General features: G+C 37.4%; 2 protein-coding genes. Both read left to right on the forward strand.

All coding sequences use genetic code 11. The features are described 5' to 3' along the window. A partial coding sequence (locus WKV44_10605; protein ID MEM5948986.1) for a hypothetical protein occupies positions 1–719 on the forward strand: 719 nt, incomplete at its 5' end. 9 nt (positions 720–728) lie between these two features. Continuing rightward, positions 729–1025, forward strand: a complete 297-nt coding sequence (locus WKV44_10610; GenBank protein ID MEM5948987.1) for a hypothetical protein — start codon at positions 729–731, stop codon at positions 1023–1025. Positions 1026–1105 lie beyond the last annotated feature (80 nt).

Below are 1105 nucleotides of genomic sequence, written 5' to 3' on the forward strand. Positions count from 1 at the left end.
TGCTAGCGCCTGTAAGTGATGAGGCGAGGAGGCACAACCGGAGTCTGCCCGGTATGGGAGGTGTGTACAACCTGGTAAACCTGCAGCTTTACCATTATGCGGGGAATAATCCGGTGAAGTATACGGATCCGGATGGGAGGGAGGATAGAACAATAAATACTGGCGGATTTTTAGGTGGTTTTCAGCGTGTAGTTAGTTTTATTATAGATAATCGAGATGCCCTATTAACTATTTCTGCTGGGGCATTAATGGTTGTTGGCGGTAACATTTTAAAAGGATTTGGGGTAGGCGGAGCTGGAACAGCCACAGTTGGATCTGGTGGAACATTAGCTGTTCCTGCGGTTGCTGCAGGGGCAGCTGTGGTTGCTACAGGTGAGGCTTTGGAAGTGACAGGAGCCTCTACGGTTGCAGTTGGACTTACAATGTTGGCATCTGGGACTAATAATGGATTCAGTTCTAAAACTCCGATTGGACGGAGAGGAAACCCTATAAAAACTTTGGGTAATAATACATCTACAGAAATAAATGGGAGAAGATTTACCGCTCATGCATTAGATCAAATGCAAGGTCGTGGAATTATGCCTTCTGCGGTAGAGAATGCAATAAAAAATGGTTCAAAAATACCTGGAAATACTGAAGGTACTACAGTACACATTTTTGATAATATAAAGGTAATAACAAACTCTTTAGGAGATGTAGTAACAGTAATTCCACAATAAGGATTTTATATGAATGATGATAGTATTAAATATATTTCAAAAATGATAGAGTTGATTGATAGTTATAGAAGAGGTGCAATATCTTTGATTGATATGCATTATAATATTGAGGCACTATTTGAATTAATAGAGGATATTGATAAATCTGATAGTTTTAAAATTATTTTTCATAAGTATTGGGATCATATTGAAGAAATTATCGCAATTGGCCAAGTCGATGAATACTTAGATATAATAAACAATAAGATTTTGCTTAATTTTAAAAGAGAATTAAACAGTATTATTATAGATGACGAGTTAATTTAGCGGTAGTGTAAAATCGGGTTATTAATTTGGTAGTTGAAAAGTAACTGCCAAACAAAGTGCTCCTACCTTTACCCCATATG

Source organism: Spirochaetia bacterium 38H-sp, assembly GCA_039023545.1.
Taxonomy (GTDB): Bacteria; Spirochaetota; Spirochaetia; order Winmispirales; family Winmispiraceae; genus Rarispira; species Rarispira pelagica.

Excerpts from the sequence above, each read along its gene's own strand:
- WKV44_10610 (MEM5948987.1), top strand. The coding sequence starts at position 729 with ATGAATGATGATAGTATTAAATATATTTCAAAAATGATAGAGTTGATT.